22 protein-coding genes and 1 tRNA gene are annotated in these 20,070 nt (G+C 66.9%); 15 read left to right on the top strand and 8 right to left on the bottom strand.

Features of this window, described 5'->3' with window-relative positions; all coding sequences use genetic code 11:
* Positions 1–56: 56 nt before the first annotated feature.
* Positions 57–1,331 (bottom strand): glycosyltransferase family 87 protein, encoded by a 1,275-nt coding sequence (locus tag E1161_RS09955; protein ID WP_328591238.1) that lies wholly within the window; start codon positions 1,329–1,331, stop codon positions 57–59.
* A gap of 100 nt (positions 1,332–1,431) precedes the next feature.
* Complete coding sequence (locus E1161_RS09950; protein WP_132621882.1) at positions 1,432–2,199, bottom strand: deoxyribonuclease IV; 768 nt, start codon at positions 2,197–2,199, stop codon at positions 1,432–1,434.
* Between the two features lie 177 nt (positions 2,200–2,376).
* Between E1161_RS09950 and E1161_RS09945 the strand changes: the two genes are divergently transcribed.
* The 6 genes from E1161_RS09945 to dnaB all read left to right on the top strand — a co-directional run bounded on the left by E1161_RS09945 (position 2,377) and on the right by dnaB (position 7,189).
* The gene (locus E1161_RS09945) at positions 2,377–3,315 is read left to right on the top strand and encodes a hypothetical protein (protein WP_132621880.1); all 939 of its coding nucleotides are present in this window, start codon (positions 2,377–2,379) and stop codon (positions 3,313–3,315) included.
* Positions 3,316–3,646: 331 nt separating this feature from the next.
* Positions 3,647–3,997 (top strand): 30S ribosomal protein S6, encoded by a 351-nt coding sequence (gene rpsF / locus E1161_RS09940; protein ID WP_235874909.1) that lies wholly within the window; start codon positions 3,647–3,649, stop codon positions 3,995–3,997.
* Between the two features lie 44 nt (positions 3,998–4,041).
* A complete protein-coding gene (locus tag E1161_RS09935; RefSeq protein ID WP_132621876.1) occupies positions 4,042–4,530 on the top strand; it encodes a single-stranded DNA-binding protein in 489 nt (162 codons plus the stop codon).
* Positions 4,531–4,580: 50 nt separating this feature from the next.
* On the top strand, positions 4,581–4,817 hold the full coding sequence (rpsR, locus tag E1161_RS09930) for a 30S ribosomal protein S18 (protein ID WP_093419808.1): 237 nt from the start codon (positions 4,581–4,583) through the stop codon (positions 4,815–4,817).
* Positions 4,818–4,837: 20 nt separating this feature from the next.
* Entirely contained in the window at positions 4,838–5,290 is a 453-nt protein-coding gene (gene rplI, locus E1161_RS09925; protein ID WP_132621874.1) for a 50S ribosomal protein L9, read from the top strand.
* 498 nt (positions 5,291–5,788) lie between these two features.
* Positions 5,789–7,189 carry a replicative DNA helicase gene (gene dnaB, locus E1161_RS09920; RefSeq protein ID WP_132621872.1) on the top strand — a complete coding sequence of 467 codons (1,401 nt, stop codon included), beginning with the start codon at positions 5,789–5,791 and terminating at the stop codon, positions 7,187–7,189.
* 207 nt (positions 7,190–7,396) lie between these two features.
* Here dnaB and E1161_RS09915 read toward each other — a convergent pair whose 3' ends face one another.
* Positions 7,397–7,990: a DinB family protein gene (locus E1161_RS09915; RefSeq protein ID WP_132621870.1), complete on the bottom strand. Its 594-nt coding sequence runs from the start codon at positions 7,988–7,990 to the stop codon at positions 7,397–7,399.
* Positions 7,991–8,371: 381 nt separating this feature from the next.
* Between E1161_RS09915 and E1161_RS09905 the strand changes: the two genes are divergently transcribed.
* Both E1161_RS09905 and E1161_RS09900 read left to right on the top strand, forming a co-directional pair.
* Positions 8,372–9,112 carry an SDR family oxidoreductase gene (locus E1161_RS09905; RefSeq protein ID WP_132621868.1) on the top strand — a complete coding sequence of 247 codons (741 nt, stop codon included), beginning with the start codon at positions 8,372–8,374 and terminating at the stop codon, positions 9,110–9,112.
* A gap of 314 nt (positions 9,113–9,426) precedes the next feature.
* The gene (locus E1161_RS09900) at positions 9,427–9,822 is read left to right on the top strand and encodes an SSI family serine proteinase inhibitor (RefSeq protein WP_132621866.1); all 396 of its coding nucleotides are present in this window, start codon (positions 9,427–9,429) and stop codon (positions 9,820–9,822) included.
* A 44-nt stretch (positions 9,823–9,866) separates the two neighbouring features.
* Here the strand turns inward: E1161_RS09900 and E1161_RS09895 are convergent, their stop codons facing one another.
* Positions 9,867–10,523 (bottom strand): class I SAM-dependent methyltransferase, encoded by a 657-nt coding sequence (locus tag E1161_RS09895; protein WP_132621864.1) that lies wholly within the window; start codon positions 10,521–10,523, stop codon positions 9,867–9,869.
* A 100-nt stretch (positions 10,524–10,623) separates the two neighbouring features.
* Between E1161_RS09895 and E1161_RS09890 the strand changes: the two genes are divergently transcribed.
* Together E1161_RS09890 and E1161_RS09885 are read left to right on the top strand one after the other, a co-directional pair.
* Positions 10,624–11,127, top strand: a complete 504-nt coding sequence (locus E1161_RS09890; protein WP_132621862.1) for a nitroreductase family deazaflavin-dependent oxidoreductase — start codon at positions 10,624–10,626, stop codon at positions 11,125–11,127.
* A gap of 140 nt (positions 11,128–11,267) precedes the next feature.
* Positions 11,268–11,768 (top strand): alpha/beta hydrolase, encoded by a 501-nt coding sequence (locus E1161_RS09885; protein WP_132621860.1) that lies wholly within the window; start codon positions 11,268–11,270, stop codon positions 11,766–11,768.
* A 2-nt stretch (positions 11,769–11,770) separates the two neighbouring features.
* Here E1161_RS09885 and E1161_RS09880 read toward each other — a convergent pair whose 3' ends face one another.
* Positions 11,771–12,244 (bottom strand): OsmC family protein, encoded by a 474-nt coding sequence (locus tag E1161_RS09880; protein WP_132621858.1) that lies wholly within the window; start codon positions 12,242–12,244, stop codon positions 11,771–11,773.
* A gap of 491 nt (positions 12,245–12,735) precedes the next feature.
* On the opposite strand from E1161_RS09880, the gene E1161_RS09875 reads away from it, so the two are divergent.
* Entirely contained in the window at positions 12,736–13,179 is a 444-nt protein-coding gene (locus tag E1161_RS09875) for a hypothetical protein (protein ID WP_132621856.1), read from the top strand.
* Positions 13,180–13,628: 449 nt separating this feature from the next.
* On the opposite strand, the gene E1161_RS09870 is transcribed toward E1161_RS09875, so the two are convergent.
* Positions 13,629–13,702, bottom strand: a tRNA-Gly gene (locus tag E1161_RS09870).
* Positions 13,703–13,806: 104 nt separating this feature from the next.
* On the opposite strand from E1161_RS09870, the gene dcd reads away from it, so the two are divergent.
* Both dcd and E1161_RS09860 read left to right on the top strand, forming a co-directional pair.
* Positions 13,807–14,388, top strand: a complete 582-nt coding sequence (gene dcd, locus E1161_RS09865) for a dCTP deaminase (protein WP_132621854.1) — start codon at positions 13,807–13,809, stop codon at positions 14,386–14,388.
* Between the two features lie 349 nt (positions 14,389–14,737).
* Complete coding sequence (locus tag E1161_RS09860) at positions 14,738–16,144, top strand: sugar porter family MFS transporter (RefSeq protein WP_132621852.1); 1,407 nt, start codon at positions 14,738–14,740, stop codon at positions 16,142–16,144.
* Between the two features lie 66 nt (positions 16,145–16,210).
* Here the strand turns inward: E1161_RS09860 and E1161_RS09855 are convergent, their stop codons facing one another.
* Entirely contained in the window at positions 16,211–16,420 is a 210-nt protein-coding gene (locus E1161_RS09855) for a hypothetical protein (protein WP_132621850.1), read from the bottom strand.
* Positions 16,421–16,499: 79 nt separating this feature from the next.
* Between E1161_RS09855 and E1161_RS09850 the strand changes: the two genes are divergently transcribed.
* The gene (locus E1161_RS09850) at positions 16,500–17,351 is read left to right on the top strand and encodes a DUF5753 domain-containing protein (RefSeq protein WP_132621848.1); all 852 of its coding nucleotides are present in this window, start codon (positions 16,500–16,502) and stop codon (positions 17,349–17,351) included.
* Complete coding sequence (locus E1161_RS09845; protein ID WP_132621846.1) at positions 17,323–17,511, top strand: DUF397 domain-containing protein; 189 nt, start codon at positions 17,323–17,325, stop codon at positions 17,509–17,511. The genes E1161_RS09850 and E1161_RS09845 overlap by 29 nt, the downstream gene beginning before the upstream one ends.
* 51 nt (positions 17,512–17,562) lie before the next feature.
* Here E1161_RS09845 and E1161_RS09840 read toward each other — a convergent pair whose 3' ends face one another.
* On the bottom strand, positions 17,563–19,791 hold the full coding sequence (locus E1161_RS09840; RefSeq protein ID WP_132621844.1) for a (Fe-S)-binding protein: 2,229 nt from the start codon (positions 19,789–19,791) through the stop codon (positions 17,563–17,565).
* Positions 19,792–20,070: the final 279 nt, after the last annotated feature.

Below are 20,070 nucleotides of genomic sequence, written 5' to 3'. Positions count from 1 at the left end.
TCAGAGGGAAGGGACCCGCGGCGCGCAGCCGCGGGTCCCTTCCTCGTCTTCCGGTCTCAGCCGAGGTTCCTGATGCGGTACCGCGAGGTCTCAGCGGACTCCTCGCGACCCGACGTTCGCTCCTCGATCGTCGTGCGGGCAGACAGGAAAGCCACGAACAGCCCCACCAGCAGCGCGGCCCGGCCCCAGACCCCGATCATCAGCGCCTGCGCCGTGAAACCGTCGTGCACACCGCTCGGCATCCCCTCGTTGTTCAGGTACAGCCAGCGGAAGATGCCCGTGCACATCGCGAAATCCGCCACGAGGTAGGCCGCGATCCACCCCCAGCGCACGTGCACCAGCACGAAGAACGGCAACAACCACAACGCGTACTGCGGTGAGTGAACCTTGTGCAGCAGCAGGAACCCGCACAGCATCGCCGCTGAAACCTGCACCCACGGGTAGGTCCCGGTCCTCTCGAACCGCAACCAGCCGACCCAGCACGCCAACGCGAACGACACCAGCATCAGGCCCGGCGAGACGATGCCCATCGCGGCCTGGAAGCCGTCGTCCCCGGTCCAGTCACGAAAACCCCAGTACCACACCGAATTCGTGCTCAAGTCCACTCGACGCCGCGACTGGAACTCGAACGACGCCGCCCAGCCCTGGAAACCCGCCAGCGCGAAAGGAACGTTGACCAGCAGGCCCGTTCCCGCGGCCGAACCGGCCACCCGCAACGCGCCCCGCCAGTCCCGGCCACCCTCGGTGAACACGTACAGCATCAACGGCAGCACGAAGATCGCCGGGTACAGCTTCAACGCGAAGCCCAGCCCCAGAAGCACCGCGGCCACAGTGGAACGACGCGCCAACGACGCGTGCCACCGGTGCATCACGAACACCGCTGCCACCGCGCTCGCCACCACCGGCAGGTCCCAGTTGTGATCCGCGTAGAGGACCAACGGCGGCCCGATCGCCCACAGCAACGCCCGCCAGCGGCTCAACCGCCCGAGCCACCACGCGACCGCGAGCCCGAACGGCGCCATCAGCAGCGCCGACGACAGCAGGAAACCGGCATCGGTGTTCACGAACAACGCGCCGGCCCAGATCAGCACCCCGGTCAGAACCGGGTACTCCACGACACCGCCCCACAACGAGCCGTCCTCGTCGATGCCCCCGCTGACGTACGGGAAGACGTGCCGGTCGATGTCCCGGCCCACCCACAGGTTCTGGATGTCCGAGTAGCAGACGTCCCGGTAGGACCGCACCTGGTAGTCCGGCACCGAGCGGCCCCACTCGTTGAACTCCGGACCCGTGCAACGCGCCTTGTTCGCGTACCCCAGCGCCAACGTCACGGCCGTCAGCAGGCACAACACCGCTAACGCCGACACCGTCAAGCCCCGCGCGACTTTGATACCGGGCTCCTCTCACCCGGTCCAGCCGGGAAACAGCCGTTCAGCTCGCCTTCGAGCGGAGGAATTCGATGTCGGCGGCCTGCCCCTCACCAGGGGTCTCGACCACCACCGGAGCACCGGCCCTCGACACCACGCCCACCAGGAGCTCAGGGTCGATGTTGCCCGAACCGATGTTGGCGTGCCGGTCCCTCGAGGAACCGAACTCGTCCCGCGAGTCGTTGAGGTGCACCAGATCGATTCGGCCGGTGATCGCCTTGACCCGGTCCACCACGTCGAGCAGCTCCTCACCCGCCGCGTGCGCGTGGCAGGTGTCCAGGCAGAACCCCGCACCGAACTCGCCCACCGCGTCCCACAACCGGGCCAGCACGTCGAACCGCCGGGCCATCGCGTTCGCGCCGCCCGCGGTGTTCTCGATCAGGATCGGTACCTCGAAACCGCCCTCGTCGGCCTGCCGCTCGAACAGCTTGCGCCAGTTCGCGATGCCCTCGGCCGGGTCTTCGTCCTTCGTGACGTGCCCGCCGTGCACGATCAAGCCCTGCGCGCCGACCTCCGCAGCGGCCTTCGCCTGCTGCACGACCGACTTCCGCGACGGGATGCGGATCCTGTTGTTCAACGAAGCCACGTTGATCACATAAGGTGCGTGGATGAAAACGGCGACGTCGCTGTCCCGCAGCTGTTCTGCATGCGGATGCGGCTTCGGTGCCTTCCACCCCTGCGGGTCGGACAGGAAGAACTGCACCACCTCCGCGCCGCGCTCAGCGGCTGCGGTCAACGGATCGTCATCGCGAACATGGGCGCCGATACGCATGGCACGCAGTCTATTCGTCCACACCGTCCGAACCGGGGAACCGGGGCGCACCGGGGTGTTCCACTTCGTGGAACATCAACGGATTTGCCGGATGGCCGCAACCAACGGCGGTACTCGCGCGTTAGGAGCTTTGAGACAGTGACTGTCGATTCGGAGCCGTTCGCGGGGAGGCGAGCCATGGGTGCTTGGGGAAACCCCAACCCACTGATCAAACCGAACGCGCTCCGCCGCACCGTCTCGGCTGGTGCCGCGGGTTTGGTGATCCTGGCGGGAAGCTGCCTCGGCGTGGGAACGGCCGGTGCCGCCGAGCCGCTGGTCGTCGACCAGCCCATCGCCATCGTCTCCGGTGAGGTCGGCCAACCGATCTCCGTGCTGCCCAAGACGCTGGATCTCAAGCTCAACCAGGCCGTCCTGCTGGCCATGCCGCTGGCCTTCGGCCCCGCCTCCGATGCCTCCGAGCAGTTCGCCTCGGGCAGCCCCATCGCGCTGGGCACCGCCGAACCCGGCGCCAACTCCTTCTCCGGCCGCGAGATCGCCGAGGCCGCGACACCGCGCCTGAGCGAACTGGGCCTGCCGGAGGACAAGGTGGCGGCCGTCCGCTTCCACTTCACCAACCTCGTCGGCCTCGGGAACTCGATCATCGTCAACGCCCCGGAGCCCGAGGAGGACCCCCCTCCGCCGCCGTCCTCGCAGGAACCGCCGCCCGAGCAGCCGTCGGAGGACCCACCCTCGTCGGAGACCCCGGCCCCCGCGCCCGTCGGGCCACCGCCGTCCGCGCCGTCCAGCAGCCCGGTGCCGCGCATGCCCAGCGCCAACGGTGCTCCGGCTGCGGTCAGCATGCTGCCGCCGAGCCTGCGCGGCGCTTCGCTGCCGTGGGCCCAGGCCCGCTACGGCCAGGTGCCGGGCACGGCCCCCAACGTCGGTGACCTGGCCCGACAGGCTCAGGAGCGGCAGCGCGTCCAGGACGAGCAGGACGAGATCCGCGCGGCCGGCCAGGCCGAAGCGCTCCCGACCGAGGTCTCCGAACGAGTCGCGCTCCCGGTCCTCATCGCCGCTGCCTCCCTCGCGGTGGTGACCGCCGCGCTGGTCCGCGCCTGGGTCGTCCGACGTCACTGACCTGGTCTTCTGGATGTCGTGGTCGTCTTGCATGGCGGTGCGGGTGGCGGAACCTGACACGCATTCTGGCTCCGGGATCCGGGACTGGTGTGTGCCAATGCACGGGGGCTGCGGCTGTTCTCCCCAGAAGACGTGTCAGAACCCGCGGCGGTGCCAGTTGATCAGGTGGGGTTACTGAGGAAGACCTCCGGTGCTCGCCCGACGGTGGCGGGTACCGCCGAGCGGGCCAATCGCAGCAGTGTCAGGGGCCCTTGCTACCGTTGCCTGGTTCGTTGACGCGAACGACCCTCCTGCCACGGAAAGTCCGTGGCCGTGAGTCCACAGGAGGTGAATGGTCTTCATGCGTCACTATGAGCTCATGGTCATCCTGGACCCGAGCCTGGACGAGCGCACCGTCGCTCCGTCCTTGGAGAACTTCCTCAACGTCGTCCGCAACGACGGTGGCACCGTCGAGAAGGTCGATGTCTGGGGCCGTCGTCGGCTGTCCTTCGAGATCAACAAGAACTCCGAGGGCATCTACGTCGTCCTGGACCTCAACGGCGAGCCGGCCACCATCAAGGAGCTGGACCGTCAGCTGAACCTCAACGAGTCGATCCTGCGGACCAAGGTCCAGCGGAAGATCGTTGAGCCCCGCAAGGTCGCGCGTGCTGCCAAGGCCCGTGCCGCCAAGGCGTCTGCCTGATCCAGGCCCGTACCCGCTAACGACCAGACTGGAGTCCCCAGGTCATGGCTGGTGAAACGGTAATCACGGTGGTCGGCAACCTGACCGCCGATCCGGAGCTGCGCTTCACCCCGTCCGGTGCTGCGGTCGCGAACTTCACCGTCGCGTCCACTCCGCGGACCTTCGACCGCCAGAGCGGCGAGTGGAAGGACGGCGAGGCGCTGTTCCTGCGCTGCAACATCTGGCGGCAGGCTGCCGAGAACGTGGCCGAGACGCTGACCCGGGGCATGCGGGTGGTCGTGCAGGGCCGGCTGCGCCAGCGGTCCTTCGAGACCAAGGAAGGCGAGAAGCGCACGGTCGTCGAGCTCGAGGTCGATGAGATCGGTCCGTCGCTGCGCTACGCCACCGCCAAGGTCAACAAGGTCAGCCGTGGTGGCGGTGGTTTCGGCGGTGGCGGTGGAAGCGCCCCGGCCGGTCCGCCGGCCGACGACCCGTGGGGTTCGGCCCCGCCGGCAGGTTCCGGCGGCGGCTTCAGCGACGAGCCGCCGTTCTGACGCTCGCCGCAGCTAACGCTTAGGAAGTTTTTCGTTCAGGAGGAAGACCAATGGCCAAGGCGCCTGTGCGCAAGCCGAAGAAGAAGGTCTGCGTGTTCTGCAAGGACAAGGCCACGCTGATCGACTACAAGGACACGACGCTGCTTCGGAAGTACATCTCCGACCGCGGCAAGATCCGTGCCCGCCGGGTCACCGGCAACTGCAGCCAGCACCAGCGCGACGTCGCCATCGCGGTGAAGAACGCGCGTGAGATGGCCCTGCTGCCCTACACCTCGACCGCTCGCTGATCTGAGAAAGGAGTCACGTCATGAAGATCATCCTCACCGCTGACGTGTCCGGCCTCGGCGAGTCCGGCGACATCGTCGAGGTCAAGGACGGTTACGCGCGGAACTACCTGCTGCCCCGCAACCTGGCCATCGTGGCGACCAAGGGTGCGCAGAAGCAGGTCGAGACGATCCGCCGCGTCCAGGAGAACCGCCGCGTGCGGAACCTGGAGCACGCCCACGAGCTCAAGCAGCAGCTGCAGAACTTGGACGCGGTCACGCTGACCGCCAAGGTCTCCTCGCAGGGCAAGCTGTTCGGCTCGATCACCAGTGGCGACGTCGTCGCCGCGGTTCGCAAGGCCGGTGGCCCGAACCTCGACAAGCGTTCGGTCTCGCTGCGCGGCCACATCAAGTCGCTGGGCAAGCACGTCGTCGACGTGCAGCTGCACCCCGACGTGACGGTCAACGTCAACGTCCAGGTGACCGGCGAGCAGTGACCCGGTAGTACCGGACTCTTCGAACGGCATCGTCCACTCCGGCATTCGTGTGACGGGGTGGACGATGCCGTGTCCCGGCCGTGCACTGGCGGTCACGATGATCTCTTCGCGATCACCCACCGCTGTTGAGTGCGACACGCCGATGGTGGCGACACGCCAGGAGTTTTCCACGGATTTCTTCCACAGCCCGTACGCAGGCTTTGAACTGGGGTTTTTCGTCGATCAAGGCTACTTGTCCCCAAGTTGTCCCCAGCAGCGCGGAACGCTGTCCGGAGTTATCCCCAACTCGTTTCAATCTATCCACAGGTTGTCCCGAGGTTTGTCCACAACTTGAGTTGCCTGCTCTATGCGGGCGATCTAGCTTCGCGCGCGTGCGCTTGCGCCTACGGTCCGTCTCGGTGTCCCGATGACGGCGTGGTTGCGCGCGTGCGAGAGGCTTCAGGTCGCCGTGGTGTGCACGGACGACAGGCTGCTGGCCGGAGGAGGTGACGGGGTCCGGTGACGGTTCCCGACGATCGGGACGACGACCCGTACTTCGCGGACAACGGTGGGGGTGCACCCGGCGGCGCCAGCACGTTCGAGCGCCAGCCTCCGCAGGACCTCGCGGCCGAGCAGTCCGTGCTCGGCGGCATGATGCTGAGCAAGGACGCGATCGCCGACGTCGTCGAGGCGCTGAGCCCGAACGACTTCTACCGGCCCGCGCACCAGGCCATCTACGACTGCATCCTGGACCTCTACGGCCGCGGTGAACCGGCGGACGCGATCACGGTCTCCGCGGAGCTGGAGCGCCGCCAGGAACTGGTCAAGGTCGGCGGTGCCCCGTACCTGCACACGCTGATCGCCACGGTCCCCACGGCCGCGAACGCCGGCTACTACGCGGAGATCGTCTCGGAGAAGGCGATCCTGCGCCGCCTCGTGGAGGCGGGCACCCGCATCGTGCAGCTGGGTTACCACGGCTCGGAGGGCGCGGCGATCGAGGAGGTCGTGGACCGCGCCCAGGCATCGATCTACGACGTCACCGAGCGCAAGGCCAGCGAGGACTACCACGCCCTGGAAGAACTCCTCCAGCCCACGATGGACGAGATCGACGCGATCGCGTCCCGAGGCGGGGAGTCCCAGGGCATCCCCACCGGCTTCGCAGACCTCGACGCCCTGACCAACGGCCTCCACGCAGGCCAGATGATCATCGTCGCGGCGCGACCCGGCGTGGGAAAGTCGACGTTGGGACTGGATTTTGCCAGGTCAGCATCGGTGAAGCACGGTTTGGCGAGCGTCATCTTCTCGCTGGAGATGGGGCGCACCGAGATCGTGATGCGAATGCTCTCCGCCGAGGCGCGCATCCGCCTGGGCGACATGCGCGGTGGCCGCATGACCGACGACGACTGGACCCGGCTGGCCCGGCGGATGAGCGAGATCAGCGAAGCGCCGATCTTCGTCGACGACTCGCCCAACCTCACGATGATGGAGATCCGCGCCAAGGCGCGTCGCCTCAAGCAACGCCACGACATCCAGCTCATCGTCGTGGACTACATGCAGCTGATGACCTCGGGCAAGCGCGTCGAGTCCCGTCAGCAGGAGGTCTCGGAGTTCTCCCGGAACCTCAAGCTGCTGGCGAAGGAGCTCGAAGTCCCGCTGATCGCGATCTCCCAGCTCAACCGTGGTCCGGAGCAGCGAACGGACAAGAAGCCGCAGCTGTCGGACCTCCGTGAGTCGGGCTCCCTGGAGCAGGACGCGGACATGGTCATCCTGATCCACCGCCCCGACGCCTTCGAGCGAGACGACCCCCGCATGGGCGAAGCGGACCTCATGGTCGCCAAGCACCGTGCAGGTCCCACCGCAACGATCACCGTCGCCCACCAGCTCCACTACAGCCGCTTCGTCGACATGGCCCAGGAGTAACCGCAGCTCGCGGAGGAGCCTGGGACTTCGTCCCGCGCACCACCGGCGAGCACCTCGACGCCAGCTGGAACCGCAGCACGACCCTGGAGTCCGGCTGGCTCCGGGCACCCCCACCGAGAACCGGCCCAGGAGCCTGCGAAGTCACGAGGGCCGACACGCGCCGACCCCCTGTCCATTCCCCGCGCATGGGCAACCCCGCCCACACACCTATTGACCTCGGATCCGTCGAGACGACGTGCTCTGGCTGTGGGTGTAGAGGTCTCGGATGAGGCAGACCTCGGAGAGGTGGTGGATGAGTTCGCGGTTGATGTGCAGGACCAGTTCTGCCATGGGTGCGGTCGGGTAGAGCTCCTTGTGGCCGACGGGTTCGCGGAGCTGGGCTTCGGTGAGGCGGTGCAGTCCGGTGAGCCAGACGTCGAGCTGGGTTTCGAGCTGGCCGAGCGCGGTGGCCGCATCCCCCGCGTACTCCCAGGATTCGTAGCTCGCCTCGGGCGCGCCGAAGTGCGCGGCGCTGCGGGCGGCGAGCACGCCGACGATGACGTGGCCGAGCCGCCAGGCGATCGTGGTGAACGGTGCTGGATCCGGCGCGGGGAAGCCGTAGTCGATCGTGAAGATCCCGGCGCCGACCTGGATCTGCGCGTTCGAGGCGCCGCGGGGCCGGACGCTCCAGGCGTTGGGGACCGGCGACCAGAAGTACTCGTCGTCGGTCAGGCCTTCGAGGCGCGGCCGGACCAGGTTGGTCCAATGCCACTCCCACTGCTCCCGGAGCGCCTGGGGCCAGTCGAAGTCTTTCGCAAGCATGCCGTCAGCCTGGCACCGATGCTCGGCAGCGGCAGCTCGGTCGCGGGGGTTTGACTTCAACTTTGGTCGAAGTTCGGGGCTGGTGGCATGACTGTGGAGAACATCCGAGCGGCGATCGAGCGGGTCGTTGCGGAGGTCCAGCGGACGCAGCGCGCCAAGGACGCCGAGGGAATGCTCGCGGCCCGACGTCGCCGCGGTGAAGGTCTGGCAGAACTACCACTCGGAGCGCGCACCGAACTACGTTGGCGATCCGATGGCCGCTGGCTGGTGCGCGTCGGCAGAACACCCCGGCGGCCGCGTGGTCGGCGGCGGTCCGACGACGTGGGGGGTCGGGCTACGGTGTGAACCGTCGTGACGGTTCGGCCTGGAGGAGACCCCGGCATGTTCTCGCTCGTCGGCAGGAAAGCGCTCGTCACGGGTTCGACGCGTGGTCTGGGGCTGGAGATGGCGCGCGGGTTGGCCCGGTCAGGCGCGCACGTGGTGCTCAACGGCAGGGACCCCGACGTGTTGGGCGCCTCTGCGGAGGAGCTGCGCGGCGAAGGGCTTTCGGTCGAGGCGGCGGTCTTCGACGTCACCGATCCCGGGGCGCCGGACCTGGTGCGCGGTCTGGAGCCGGACGTGCTGGTCAACAACGTCGGTCAGCGGGATCGGCGAGGCGTCGCTGAGCTCACGCCCGCGGACCTGGCCCGGTTGTTGGAGGACCACCCCATCACCGCGTACGCGTTGTCGCAGGTGGTCGCGGAAGGGTTGGTCGCGCGGGGTGAGCCGGGGCGGATCATCAACATCTCGTCGGTGATCGCGCAGTTGGGGCGTGTCGGCGATGTCGGTTATCCGGCGGCGAAGGCGGGTCTGGAAGGGCTGACGCGCGCGTTGGCGGCTGATCTCGGGCCGTCGGGGATCACGGTCAACGCGGTGGCTCCGGGAACGTTCGCCACAGAGGTCAACGCTACTTTTGCCGAGGACCCGAGCTGGTCGGAGTGGCAGCGCACGCGCACGGCTCTGGGGCGGTGGGGACGTCCGGAGGAGATCGCGGGTGCGGTGGTGTTCCTGGCCAGCGATGAGGCGTCGTTCATCACCGGTCAGACGCTGGCCGTCGACGGCGGTCTCACGTCGAAGTTCTGAAAACCAGCGCACCGCGCGCTAGAGTTCTGGGCGTTCCACCGGACGATTCCAAAGGAAGCGGAACCCCGATTCATCATTTGGGATCGCCGAGGAACAATTGTCCTCAGTAGACGTGTGACTACTCGTGCGTAATGACCCAGTATGTCGCTGAATTGGGTGACTTTGGATTACGGCGAGTAATGCAGTAGCGTGTGGCGCACCCGGTGTGGCGGGTTCGCCAGCCATCAATTCAGACTCGCGGGAAGCGTTGGCGCGCAGTTGGTTTCCCGCGCAACAGCTGAACCGAAATCCTGCAACAGGAAAGTTGAGGAACGGTGTTTGCGAAACTGACTCGCCGAGTGCTTCTCGCCTCGGCCCTCATCGCCGGAACCGCAGTCATCCCCGGAATCGCCCACGCGGCGCCGGCTGACAGCACGATGCGCCTGACCGTTCAGAGTCGCGACATCACCGCGAACAAGTTCGGTGAGCTCAAGTGCCACCCGTCGGGTGGCACGCACAAGCACGCGGCCAAGGCGTGCGAGGAGCTGAGGAAGGTCAACGGCGACTTCACCGCGATGGAGGCCAACGTCTCGAAGGTCTGCACGATGCAGTACCAGCCCGTCACGGCGAAGATCGAAGGCAAGTGGCGCGGCAAGGAGATCAGCTACACCCAGACCTTCTCCAACAGCTGCACGCTGCAGGTCAAGACCGGCGTCGTCTTCGATCTGTGAGGTCGCTGCTCGGCGGGTTCGGCTTCGAGCCCGCCGAGCACGGCTCAGCGCCTGAACAGCGCCCGCCAGGAGGGCATGTCCGGGTTCGCCGGCAGCGGCGCCTGCTCGATCCGCTCCACCCGCAGGTCGCCGGTGGCGAAAGCCTCGATCTCGCTGCGGGTCAGCGGCCACGGTGGACCGTCCACATCGGTGCCTTCGGCTCGCACCCCGGAGATCACCAGCAGCTCGCCGCCCGGCGCGACCATCGCCGCGACCCGTTCGGTGGCCGCCGCGCGCAGCGACAGCGGCATCGACTGCACGGTGATCGACTCCAACACGAAGTCGAACCCGCCGATCCACTCCGCGGGCGGGTCGAGCAGGTCAGCGGTCACGTACTCGACCGCGGACCCGGCATGTCGCGCGCGGGCGTCGCGGATCGCGGTCGCGGAGATGTCGAAAGCCGTGGTCCGAAATCCGAGCGAGGCCACGAATTCGGCGTCCCGCCCGTACCCGCAGCCGACCACCAGCGCCGACCGGTTGGAACCGTCCACGTCGCGCCCCCATTCGGGCAGCAGTCCGTGCGGTGCCTCCAAGTCCCACGGCACCACGGCCTCACCATCGGAAGCCGCGGCGTAGAGCGGCTCGAACCAGCCCGTCGGTCGTCCTTGCGACAACGCTTCTCCGGCGAACCGGCTCGCGTCGGCGTCCCTCGGATCCACCATTCCCCCAAGCACTAGGAAGTTTTCGAGATCTCGGACATCTTCTCAGCCGCGTCCACCGAATTGCCGGGTCACGGGGCGGGTTCTGTGCTCTGCTGGTCGGATGACGGATGACCGACGGTCCTCGCGGGTCGCGGACCTGACCGCGAGGCTGCTGCGCACCAGGTGGCTGGTCCGGGCGCCGATCTGGATCTTCCGCGCGGGTCTGGGCAGGGTGTTCGGGCAACGCCTGCTCATGCTCGAACACCTCGGCCGGAAGTCCCAACAGCCCAGGTACGTGGTCCTGGAGGTCGTCGACCGAACGGAATCCGGCTACGTCCTGGCCGCTGGTTTCGGCGAGCGAACTCAGTGGCTGCGCAACCTCGACGCCCACCCCCGCGCCCACGTCTCCATCGGCGCCCGTACGCGAATTCCGGTGGAGGCCAGGAGGCTCACGCCTGCCGAGGCGGCGGAGACCCTCCGGCGCTACGCCGCCAGGAATCCCCGCGCCTGGGCCAAGCTGCGCCCGGTCTTCGAGCGGACGTTGGGCGCCCCCATCTCGGAGTTCGGCACGACCTTGCCGTTGGTCGAGCTGATCGAGACGCCTCCGGACCAGTGCGGCGGGTGACCGTGCTCGGCAGCTGCGCGGCCTTCCCGGAACCCGGTTGCGTGCAGCGGGTTCGCGGTGGAGTGGAACGGGCATCACCTGGTCGTTCTCGGCTACGCGATCCTGCCGAGGCTGTTCGACCACTGGCCTGACGGCACGGTTTGTTCCAGGTTCCACGGCGGTCCGCGCTGCCGTTCGTCGACGGCGAGCGCATCGGGGTGGCGGGCCATTCGATCGGCGGCGCCAGCGCGCTGACCCTCCAACGGCGCGACCCGCGGATCGATGCCGCGGCCAACCTCGACGGCACCATCCCCCGGCCGGAATCCGTGGCCGGTCTCGACCGCCCGGTGCTGCTGGTGCGCAACGCCCAAGCCTGGGAGGGCGACCAAGATCCGACGTGGGGTCAGGCGTGGCCGGGTATCCACGGCTGGAAGCGATGGCTTGCGATCCGGGGCACGGACCACGCCTCGTTCACCGACATCTGGTTGATCATCGACCAGCTCACCGGCCAGGGCCCACCGCTGGATCCGGCCCGAGCCATCGACGTCACCCGCACCTACCTCACGGCGTTCTTCGACCATCACCTCAAGCACGAACCACGACCGGTGCTGGACGCGCCGTCATCGCAGTTCCCCGAGGTGGTGTTCGTCGAAACCGGCTGATGTCAGAGGACGTGGGCCTGGGGCTGGTGGTGTATGGGGAAGTTGACCGAGCGGGCGATGAAGCAAACCTCGTTGATCTTGCCGTGCAGCGAGTTGGCCTCGTCGATCATCGATTCCTCGGCGACGGTCACCTGGGGCCGCAGCGTCACCTCGGTGAGCTGGCCGCCGCCTCCGCGCTCGTCTATCGTCATGACGCCGTGCGCGTCGTCGGAGTAGTCGACGACGACCACTCCGGCGTTCGCGCACAGGTGCAGGAACCAGAGCATGTGGCACTGGGCGACCGTGGCGACCAGCAGTTCTTCCGGGTTCCAGCGGGCCGGATCGCCCCGGAACGCGGGATCAGCCGACGCCGCGATCGGATCTTTGCCCTGCGCGAGGACCTCGTGCGCGCGGCTGAAAGCCCGGTAGCCATTCGTGCCGGTTCCGAGGTTCCCGGTCCATTCGACCGAGACGTCGTAACCATGCGCATTCGCCATGCGGCGAGTGTAGGCAGCGGATGGTGAAAAGCCGCGGGAAATAGAAGGACCCAGGGAAGCGCTGGGCTCCTGACCTGGGCCTTCGCGTTTGGAGCGGATGACGGGAATCGAACCCGCGTTCTCAGCTTGGGAATCAGACGGACAAGCCAGGTCAGCGGCCATGACCTGCGATGCGAGCGTGCTCGTGATGTCCGGTGTTGGCCCCTGTTGACCGCACACGTTGTTGGGATGTTGTTGGCTCGGCCGAGCGCAGCTACCTCGCTCAGTTCCATGCCGGGTCCACGCTGGCATCGCCTGGTTGGAGACGCGTGACCGTTAGCCCAGTAGTCATCCGGCTGGGGCCTTATTGTGCTGGCGTAGATCAAACCGTGGCTAGCCGAAACCAGGTGACGGTCGCGGGACCTTCGGCCCGTGTGGGCGTGCGGCCCGTTGCCGTTCACTGCTGACCAGAACCCGACCGATCCGGTTGGGGCGTCACGGGAGTCGGGGTCATGGCTCAACGGCACATTGTCCGGTGGGTATGGGTCGCGAATGCGGTCGGTCTGCTCATCGCGGCCGTGATCTTCACGGCCCTGGCTTCCTCCGACCAGGACTCCGCCACAAGCTCCACCACCGCAGGCTCCACCAGCAGCGAGCCATATCCGTCTCCGGCGCAGCAATGCGCGGCAACCGCACGGCTGGCGCTGGACAGACTGATCGATCAGGGATATGACCCGACGGTGATCTGGAGTACCTACCAGGTCGGCAGCATGGGGCAGGCGGAATACCACGCTTACAGGGCCGGGGCTTTGGCGCTCGCGATGCAAGCCCAGCTTCGCCCCGGCTCAGACGGGGGCGAACTCTGGGATGCCTACATGAACGGTGCCTACGGCATAGTGCAAGAGCAGTACACGCCGGGGGTGAATGCCACGTGCGTCGAGTATTACGGCGACTAGCTAGGCGTCCATGTGGTTGCCGTCCTACCCGGCAAGACGACTACTCACAGAGAAACCCACCGGTCCACGCCGTGAGTCCCGAGCGGTTAACTACTCGCTTGACAGGGCGGGTGCCTTCATGCCGCCGTTGAAGATGCCGTCAACGAGGACAAGATACTTGCTAAGAACCCATGCAGGGTGCGGGGTGTCGACAAGAAGACCCCTGTGGAACGCCCCGTCTTGTCCGTTGCGCAGATCTTCGAGTTGGGCGACCGCATCGAACCGAAGCGCTTCGTGCCCCGTATTGCTCACAGCCTTCGCCTCGCTGTCACCGGGATGAAAGGCAACACCCTTCGGAGGCCGAACTCCAACAAAACATGAGGCGTGAGTGCCGCATGTTGTTGAGATGCCTTCAACGCGACGAAGGCCCAGGCGGAGCGAATCAAGCTCCTGACCTGGGCCTTCGCGTTTGGAGCGGATGACGGGAATCGAACCCGCGTTCTCAGCTTGGGAAGCTGATGTTCTACCATTGAACTACATCCGCATTCGTCTCGGCGGTCGCTGTTGGAAGTCGACTGCCGTTCGACGCTGCGTAGATTAGCACGGTGGGTGGGGTAGATCGACATCGGCTCCCGATACCCTGGTCGTGTGCTGCTGAGTGATCGGGACCTGCGTAAAGAGCTGGACGAGGGACGTCTCGAACTGGATCCGTTCGACGCGTCGATGATCCAGCCGTCGAGCATCGACGTGAGGCTGGACCGGTACTTCCGGGTCTTCGACAACACCCGGTACACCCACATCGATCCGTCGAAGCAGCAGGACGAGCTGACTTCGCTGGTCGAGACCCACGAGGACGAGCCGTTCGTGCTGCATCCGGGCGAGTTCGTGCTGGGTTCGACGTTCGAGTCGGTGAAGCTTCCCGACGACCTCGCCAGCCGGTTGGAGGGCAAGTCCTCGCTGGGGCGGCTGGGTCTGCTGACGCATTCCACGGCCGGGTTCATCGATCCCGGTTTCAGCGGCCACATCACGCTGGAGCTGTCGAACGTGGCGAACCTGCCGATCACGTTGTGGCCCGGCATGAAGATCGGACAGCTCTGCCTGCTGAGGCTGTCCAGCCCCGCCGACTTCCCGTACGGGTCGAAGGAAGCGGGTTCGCGGTACCAGGGTCAGCGCGGCCCGACGTCCTCTCGCGCGTACCTCAACTTCAACGTCACCGATACCCGCCGCTGAGCCGTGGGCGGCTGGGGCGGCCTGCGGCGGTCCCGGTCCGAACCGTCCATGTTCGAAGTCGGTTCCGCCCGGACGGCTCTGACCGAGAGCACCACCTGGCAACCGCCGCCGTCGCCGGGCTCGGTGTGGACCACTGCGATGCGAAGCCAGGCGGTGACCCTTCGCGTTCCCAGTGGATGTGACGTTTTGCCAGGTAAGCCCTGTTTCCTGGTGATTTGGTGGTGGTGAAACAAATCACCCTGAATCGAGCAAGGCAAGTGCGGGGTTCAGAACTTAGTATCCCTCCGCCCGACGCTCTGGAACGATCCCGCAACGGGGCGGATCGGCGTGTGGGTAAGCGGGAGAATCGATGTCCGCATTGCAGTCGCGTGCCTCGGGCGGAACCGCCAAGCTCGGGCACGTGGTGATGATCGCCGGGGCTGCGGCTCTCGGCGGCTTCTTGTTCGGCTACGACACCTCGGTGATCAACGGCGGTGTCGACGCGATCCAGGAGCACTTCGGCGTCGGCTCGGCCCTGACGGGCGTGACCGTGTCGTCGGCGCTGCTGGGCTCGGCGGTCGGTGCCGGTATCGCCGGTGGCCTGGCCGACCGGATCGGCCGGATCCGCGTCATGCAGCTGGCAGCTGTGCTGTTCATCATCAGCGCCGTCGGCTCGGCCGTTCCCTTCGCGATCTGGGACCTGGCGATCTGGCGCGTGGTCGGTGGTGTCGCCATCGGCATCGCCTCGGTGATCGCCCCGGCCTACATCGCCGAGGTCGCGCCCGCCGAGTACCGAGGTCGGCTGGCCTCGTTGCAGCAGTTGGCGATCGTGCTCGGCATCGCCTTGTCCCAGCTGGTCAACTACGCCCTGGCGGCGTTCGCGGGCGGAAGCGCGTCCGGGATGCTGGGGCCGATCCAGGCGTGGCAGTGGATGCTGGGCGTGGCTGCGATCCCGGCCGTGGTCTACCTCGTGGTGGCGTCCGCGATCCCGGAGTCGCCGCGCTACCTGGTCGCCGCCGGCAAGCTCGACCGGGCGCGTGAGGTGCTGAACAAGATCGAGGCGGCTGACGCCGACGCCAAGATCGCCGAGATCCAGGGTGCCCTGGGTGGCGAGCGCAAGCCGAAGCTGAGCGACCTGCGAGGCAAGCTCGGCGTGCTGCCGATCGTGTGGGTCGGCATGGCGATCGCCGCGTTGCAGCAGTTCGTCGGCATCAACGTGATCTTCTACTACTCGTCTTCGCTGTGGCACTCGGTCGGCATCAACGAGGAGAGCTCGCTGCTGCTGAGCCTGTTCACCTCGATCGTGAACATCATCGGCACGCTCGTGGCCATCGCGCTGGTCGACAAGATCGGTCGCAAGCCGCTGCTGGTGATCGGTTCGGTCGGCATGACGGTTTCGCTGGCCGTGACCGGCTGGGCGTTCAGCTTCGCCCAGGTCGTCGGCGAGGACGCCATGCTGCCCGCGCAGTGGGGTGTCGTCGCGCTGATCTCGGCGAGCGCGTTCGTGCTGTTCTTCGCCGCCTCCTGGGGCGTGGTGATGTGGGTGCTGCTGGGTGAGATGTTCCCGGCGCGCATCCGCGCTGCCGCGCTGGCCGTCGGCACGGCGACGAACTGGGTGGCGAACTGGCTGGTGACGGTGAGCTTCCCGAGCATGCGGGACTGGAACCTGCCGGTCACGTACTTCATCTACGCGGCCTTCGCGGCGCTGTCGGTGGTCTTCGTGGTCAAGTACCTGAAGGAGACCAACGGCCGCTCCCTGGAGGAGATGGGCAGCTGACCCCAGCTCCCACAGGCTCAGTCGAGGGCGTCCCCACCCGGGGGCGCCCTCAACTGCTCTTGGAGGTCAGGGGCGGTAGAGGGTGAGGTTGAAGAGGTCGCCGAAGCGGGCGTTGGCGTTCTCGGCCGTGTCGAAGACCGCGAACTGGCTCCTGCCCCGTTCCAGCCAGAACAGGACCGCTCTGGTTTCCAGCTCCATGCCCCAGATCTGAACCTTGTCGGGGTCGGGGGTTCCGTCGGTGTTCTTCTCGGCGAGGCCGAAGATCTTCGGTGTCATCGCGTTGAGGGTCCACGCGGGATCACCCGATCGGGATCCCCGCAATCGGGAATCCCGGTAACGGGTTCCCGCTGCGATCATGGAATTCGTGCGCACCAGCCCCACGTTCCGGCGGCGCCGGCTCGCGCGGCGGATACGGCGGTTGCGGGAGGGCGCCGGGTTCACCCAGGAGCAGGCCGCCGCTTCGCTGGACATGTCGACAAGTGCCCTCAGCCGCAAGGAGACCGGCGAGGTCGCCACCTCCGTCCACGAGGTGCGCTCGATGATGGACCTCTACGACGCCTACGACCCGGGTCTGGTGGATCTGGCCAGGTCGGCGAGGGCGAAGCCGTGGTGGCACGCCTACGGCATTGGTGATCGTGGCTATTACACCTTGGAAGAAGAAGCCGATTCGGTCCGTGAGTGGCAACTCGGGGTCGTACCGGGCATGTTCCAGACCGACGAATACGCGAGAGAGCTGTTCGTCGGTGGAGACTCGGTCTTACCTGAGCGGATAGCGGCGGTCACGGCTGCGCGGATGCGGCGAAAGGACCGGCTCAGCGACATGACTTTCGAAGCGATCATCGAGGAGTCCGTGCTGCGGAGGCCGATCGGCGGCGCGGGTGTCATGCGACGGCAGCTTCGGCAGCTGGAAGAACTCGCGCAGTTGGACACGGTCACGATTCGGGTGCTGCCCACCGGTTCTGGGATTTCCTTCGGCCTGGAGGGTTCCTTCGTGCTGCTCAGCTATCCGGACCCGGACGATTCCGATGTTCTCTACCTCGAGCACGCCTCGGGCTCGACGCATATCGAGAACCCCGTGAGCGTCCAGCGAGCTACGCTGACCTTCGAGCGATTGCGCGCTGCGGCGCTGAGCTGCGCGGACTCGCTCGCGCGGATCCGAGAGCTAGCGGAGGCTGAGCATGGATCTCACGGAAGCCAACTGGCGTAAGAGCAGTCGTAGCGCGGGCGGCAATGGTGCTGCATGTGTCGAGGTCGCGTTCGTCGAAGAGGACATCGCGGTGAGGGACTCCAAGAGCCCGGACGCTGGCATCCTCGCTTTCTCGCCCAAGTCTTGGCGACGGTTCTTAACGTCGCTCGACGACCGTTGAGAGCAAGAAGGGCGCCTCCCAGCGGGAAGCGCCCTTCTCAGCTCAGAACCGTCAGCTGCTGGCGGGTTCCGCCTCGGCTGCGCCGTCCTTCTGCCCGTCGCCGCGCTTGACCGCGTTGAGCAGCAGCTGGGCGACGTCGACGACCTCGACGGACTCGCTCGCGACCTTCTCGCTCTTCCGGGCCGTGACGCCGTCGGAGAGCATCACCTTGCAGAACGGGCAACCGGTGGCGATCTTCGAGGGGGCGGTGCCCAGGGCCTCGTCGACGCGCTCCTGGTTGATCCGCTTGCCGGTGCGCTCCTCCATCCACATGCGGGCACCGCCGGCGCCGCAGCACATGGCGCGGTCCGCGTGGCGCGGCATCTCGCGGAAGGTCGCACCCGCGGCACCGACCAGGTCGCGCGGCGGCGTGTAGACCTTGTTGTGCCGTCCCAGGTAGCAGGGGTCGTGGTAGGTCACGTCCTCGGCGACCGGGGCGACCGGGATCAGTCGCTTCTCGCGGACCAGCTTGTTCAGCAGCTGGGTGTGGTGCACGACCTCGTAGTCGCCGCCGAGCTCGGAGTACTCGTTGGCGAGGCTGTTGAAGCAGTGCGCGCAGGTCGCGACGATCTTGCGCTTGCCAGGCTCGCGGCCCTCGAAGACTCCGTTGAGGACCTCGACGTTCTGCTGGGCCATCATCTGGAAGATGAACTCGTTGCCAGCGCGGCGGGCCGGGTCACCGGTGCAGGTCTCCTCCGGGCCCAGCACCTTGTACTTCACGCCCGCCATGTGCAGCAGCTCGGCGACGGCCTGGGTGGTCTTCTTCGCGCGGTCCTCGAAGGCACCGGCGCAGCCGACCCAGAACAGGTACTCGTCGTCGGCGGCGAGCTCACCGTCGAAGACCGGCACCTCGAAGTCCAGGTCCTCGGTCCACGCGAGGCGGTCCTTGGCGTTCTGGCCCCACGGGTTGCCCTTGTTCTCCAAGTTCTTGAACATCCCGCCCAGCTCGGTCGGGAAGTTCGACTCGATCATGACCTGGTAGCGGCGCATGTCGACGATGTGGTCCACGTGCTCGATGTCGACCGGGCACTGCTCGACGCAGGCACCGCAGGAGGTGCAGGCCCACAGGACCTCGGGGTCGATGACGCCCATCTCCTCCGGGCCGCCGACCAGCGGGCGCTCGGCCTCGGCCAGCGCCAGCGCGTCGATCTTGGCCAACTTCTCCTCGGCGCCGTCACCGGTGATGCCGACCTCGTCGCCGGCCATGTCCTTGCTGCCACCGGCGAGCAGGTACGGCGCCTTGGCGTAGGCGTGGTCGCGCAGCTGGGTGATCATCAGCTTCGGCGACAGCGGCTTGCCGGTGTTCCAGGCGGGGCACTGCGACTGGCAGCGACCGCACTCGGTGCAGGTCGTGAAGTCCAGCCAGCCCTTCCACGAGAAGTCCTCGACCTTGCCGGCGCCGAACACGTCGGTGTCGGGATCGGCCTCCTCGAAGTCCAGCGGCTTGCCGCCCGACATCATCGGCTTGACCGCGCCCAGGGCGACGTCACCGTCGTCCTCGCGCTTGAAGTAGATGTTGAAGAACGCGCTGAACCGGTGCCACGCCACACCCATGGTCATGGTGCGGGCGACGACGATCAGCCAGACGGTGGCGCTCATCAGCTTGATGAAGGCGAACACCGAGACCAGGTTCTCGCTGGCGGGCAGCAGCATGCCGACCGGGCCGGAGACGAACTCGGCCCACAGCGGCATCTCGTGCACGCCCAGCGCGGCCTTGGCGGCGCGAACACCGAGGATGCCGATGCCCTCGATCAGCACCACGGCCTCGATGAAGTAGGCCCAGGCGAAGTTGGAGCCCTGGAAGCGCGAGACCCGTCCGGCCTTGCGCGGGTGGTTGGCCTGGCGGATCGCCATCAGCACCAGGATGCCGACGACCGTGCCGACGCCCAAGACCTCCATCAGCAGGTGGTAGATCGCCAGGTGGTCGAGGACCGGCCAGCCCCAGGTGGGGACGAAGACCTCGCCGTAGGCCTCGAACAGGGCAAGGGAGCCGAGCATGAAGCCCCACATGACCAGCCAGTGCCACACGCCGACGTTGCGGTACTTGTTCATCCGGGTGTGCGCGGCGAACTCCTTGACCAGTGTGGCCAGACGCGCCAGAGCCGGACCGTTCCGGGTGCCGTCGGGTTGCCCGAGGCGGATGATCCGCACGAATCGGGCGATGGTCATGGCGAACATGCTCCACGCGACGACGCCGAGCGCGACCGAGATCGCGCCAAGCGTGATCTGTACAGCACCCATGCTCGCGGCCTCCTGTTTCGGGGGTTGTCCGTTTGGGGAGCGTACGCCCTGTTACCCGCTGGTAACCACGGGGGCTGGGGCGTGAATTCGGGAACAGACGGTGATTCTGCGAGACCCCAGGTCGAAAAACTACTTGGGCGTTCGTCCAGTTTTCTGCTATTTTCGGTGTCGTGGCGACCAGATCGCGGTCGTCCGGGGTGCCGGTGTTCCTGGAGTTGCCGCTGTTGAACGCCCGGGGCAGGTGTGGGCAGCTGTCGCGGTCTCGCCGCCGCGGTGGTG

The organism is Saccharopolyspora aridisoli (genome assembly GCF_004348445.1).
Lineage (GTDB): Bacteria > Actinomycetota > Actinomycetes > Mycobacteriales > Pseudonocardiaceae > Saccharopolyspora > Saccharopolyspora aridisoli.
The sequence above is the reverse complement of the archived record's forward strand: the minus strand, read 5'-3'. Positions and strand labels throughout refer to the sequence as shown.